A 3,783-nucleotide genomic window follows, 5' to 3' on the forward strand; every position below is an offset into this window, starting at 1 on the left:
AGACTCTTGATCCCTATGCCCTTCCTTAGCACCAACCAAGCACTCACGTATCCAACTGGCAACATTTGAAGCCGAAGAGGTCGACTACTCTTTACAACATTCCGCACACGTTCAACGTGTTGAGTTTGTGATCGTCACAATTCAGGGAAGTGCGGGATGGGTTTAGGTCTAAAAGTTTGCTCTATGCTACTAGTAATCGGTCTCGCGGGGTGTGGACCTCAAACACCTTACGAAAGGTATCAGGCGGGAGAGCCGCTGCGTGGATTGCCTTATAAAGCCGGAGGGACACCTGCTACAGCAGTCCGGGATCTTACGGACTGTGAGGTAATAGCGGCCCGACAGGTCCCACAGCAGATTGTAGTCAGCACGACACCTACCTACACTACGCCAGTTCAAACGAGCTGCAACCAGATCGGCTCCCAAACCTTCTGTAACTCGACCGGAGGACAAACCTACGGGGGACAAACCCGTAGCTCTGATGCCAATGCGGGCTTGAGGCAAAGGGTCTTCAATCAGTGCGTAGCGGACAAGCAGTATCGATACGTTGATATTCCAGCTTGCCCCTCAGGAGTAAGCATTTCTGTGGCAAGTGAGGTATTTCCTCCTCTCACTCCCAAGACTTGCTACCTTGTCACTCCGCAAGGGGAATACAAAATGGGTACGTACTAAGAGACACAGCGTAGCCATAAAAAAGAATACACCTCGCGCAACCCATTTCGGTGGGTCGCGCGAATCTTTTAGGAAACACCTCCCATGGCTGAACGCCGCTAATCCCAGGCGGGAAAACCTAAAGGCTCACTGCGGCTGTACGAAGCGGGCCGCCTGAAGCATGAAAAGTAAGCGGCCACGCTGGGACGTAAACCTGCGAAGAACGACAGCTCGGATTCTGCATTCAGCTCAGTGCCGGCAGGGCAGATTGGGGTGTCAGAAAACTCTGTATCGTAGCGATGGCTTGCGCAAGAAAGCATTCCTTCAGAACGTATTGTTGAGAGGGTCTATGGTTAGAAAAATGCCAATTCATAGGGGCAAAATTATACTGATACTGGCCGCCATTCAGTTGGCGATGTTTTCGTCAGCAGTTCAGGCACTAGACTGGAGCCAGGCAATAGACGCAGTCTCCGAAAAGAGCGATAGTTATTGGCGCTTGGCAGAAGCGAGGGGGCTAGAAAGCAGATTCTTGGGGACTGGCCTCAATGAATTGCATGTTGTCGAACACAAGTGTTCGATCCTTGGCAGGATGCTGGAGAGAATAAACTACATTACGCCTGTAGAGCTGTCGACGGAATTTGATGTCGATAATGCTGACGATCAAACTACTGCGATTGCGGCCCACTCCTTGGATAACTGGGTGTATCAGGCAAAACGCATACTTGACCTCGATAGAGAGCGAAGAGTTAAGGAGTGGAATCTTGATTGCGTTGGGCAGCTGGGAATCCCACTTGAGGCGTTTGTTGGGGAAGTCTCTCGACAGACGTTTTTTGATATCGAGGGGAAAACGCTGCGGGTTTTAGGAGATGTTGGCAAAGACTTCTCGGCAGCACTTCTCGAGGCCATAAATTCAAGCCCTGAAATTGAAGAGATCGCCCTTGGTAGCGGCGGCGGTTCAGTTTATGAGGCTATTAAGGCGGGCCAAACCATAAGGCGCCTAGGGTTGGAAACGACGCTTTGGAATAATTGCTATTCCGCCTGCACCATAGTATTTATGGGAGGGGTTAACAGGAGGATATGGTCGCCGTACCCAGAGCTATCATTTCACCGAGTTAGCATTCGGGGGGAGGCGGTCGACGACTACGATCCTGTATATTCCCATATCGCCAAATATGTCTACGAAATGGGCGGTGACGGAGGAAGGTTCGTGGACTTTATGCTGATGGCGTCCCCAAGTACATTTCATTCACCCCATCCTGATGATCTTTGCAATGCCAGCTTAGCAACTTGGATTCAGCGGCAATGCATTTAGATTTGAAGGGAAATAGTTCCTGACTTCAGAAGTATGAACATTGTAGGGTGACAGACTTGCGACGCGTCCCCCTTAGATCTGCCTATTATCTTCCGCGAATGCAGAAGATGCTGCCGCTCGGGGTTGTCAGAGAGTTGCCAAGACCTTCCTCGACGATTGCATTATTCCACCTCTCTCGGAACATCGCAGGGAGCGAAGGGTATCGACGGTGTCGTTGTAGAACCCCAGCCTAGGTCGCAGTTGCCCCTTTCCCAATGAGGTCGCCCCACGCGAACGATCTCGGCGTTACAGAGGGCTGAGAAGCGGTTCTTGAGGGCGATGCGGATGTGGGCTTCGGCGTTCTTGCGACCGGAGTCTCTCCTCAATGCTATCTCCAAGGCAGCGAGCCAGCAGAACTCGCCCGTTCTTTCTACTTTTCGGCAGCGATTCTAGACAGCCGGAAGAAGGCGCCGAGCCGCTTTTCATAGCCCTCTTCCGCGGCGAAGATCTCGACGATATCCTGCGTTGTCTCAGGGCCGAACCCCTCAGGGTCTTGTTCCCGTTCTTTCGCTCGCTTGGCGAAGATCCGGCTAAGGTCCGGCTCGACTAATTTGAGTCGGGTCTCTACATCGCAGACCTCCAGCAACGCAGCCTGCATTCGCTCGTCGAGGAGGTTACGGTGGCCTTCGTGGACGAGGAAGCTGTCGTGGATCGGCAAGATCGAGTTGCCGTTGTCGATAAAGTCGAGCATCACCCGCTCGGCCACGTCGCTGTCCTTGCGCTGGAGGCGCTTCCCGATGCCCGTGTAAAACCGGTCAGCGATAGGTGCATGAGCAGTAAGAATGGCTTCCGAGACGTCTCGCCAGGTCATTCCGAACTGGCTTGGCTCAATGTCTTCAGGGGCTTGGCTTAGCTTCTTCTCGGCGTTGAGCATCGCATTGAACGCCGCCTTCACCATGCTGCGCAGGTCGTCGCCATACCGGGCTTCGATCTCATCGTTGAAGATGCGGCGGTAACAATCGTCCGGCGGTGTGACGCCAGCTTCCGCGTAAAGGATCACGGGATGGAGGTTCGAGTAGTCGATCTCCACCATGCGCTTGCCATCGACGATCAGATGGCGACGGTAGGCCTTCGGGATGTTCTGCCACCAACCGCCATAGAACCGCCCTCCGGTTGTGAGTTCATCGTCATTGAAGACACGGTGGAGGGTTCGCTGATGTAGCGCCAGCCGTCTTTCGTCCTCGGGATCATTGGCCAAGCGGGCTTGCAATTCTGCCAACTCAGAATCTGGCACCTCCAGATCGTACCAGCAACGAGCCAGCACTCGGTTGATCCGTTCGAGGTTCCACTTCATCAATTCAACTTCGCCGCTCCGGGGAGCCGGATAGACCTCGTCACGGCCATCTTCCGTTCTCACTCGAATGCGGATCAGTTCATGGGCCTCTTGCGGCGGCACGATGACCGGCAGAACTTCCTGTTCTTGGGCGGTGAACTTGTCGATCAGGCGATCCGTAGCACGGTAGCGGGTTACGCGGTTACGGCGTTTGCCATCCTTTCGCCCTTGCCGGTCGAAGATACCTTTTTTGGTTCGCTCAAGGTAGTCCAACTCGACCATGCCTCGATAGGCCCGCTCCACATGGATGCTGTAGGTCAGGCCGATAGGCGAGATCGAACTGCTGTACCAATTCTTGTTGAGATGAATTCCTACCTCACACTTACGATTTCGCTGGTAGACCACCGCCACACTGTCCCTGATCAGCGTTTCGACCGAAGCCCTCAGCTTCCGGAGGCCATCCCCCTTCAGCTTCCGCTTCAGCCCTCCCGTGTCAGCCCACCGATGGTCC

General features: G+C 54.0%; 2 protein-coding genes. One reads left to right on the forward strand and one right to left on the reverse strand.

Going from position 1 to position 3,783, the window contains the following annotated elements; all coding sequences use genetic code 11:
• Nucleotides 1-952: 952 nt before the first annotated feature.
• Nucleotides 953-1,960 carry a hypothetical protein gene (locus tag FHS00_RS17495; RefSeq protein WP_221188905.1) on the forward strand — a complete coding sequence of 336 codons (1,008 nt, stop codon included), beginning with the start codon at nucleotides 953-955 and terminating at the stop codon, nucleotides 1,958-1,960.
• 409 nt (nucleotides 1,961-2,369) lie between these two features.
• Here the strand turns inward: FHS00_RS17495 and FHS00_RS17500 are convergent.
• The coding region (locus FHS00_RS17500; protein ID WP_425486055.1) for a hypothetical protein at nucleotides 2,370-3,783 on the reverse strand (1,414 nt) is incomplete at its 5' end.

The organism is Limimaricola variabilis (genome assembly GCF_014195545.1).
Classification (GTDB): Bacteria; Pseudomonadota; Alphaproteobacteria; order Rhodobacterales; family Rhodobacteraceae; genus Limimaricola; species Limimaricola variabilis.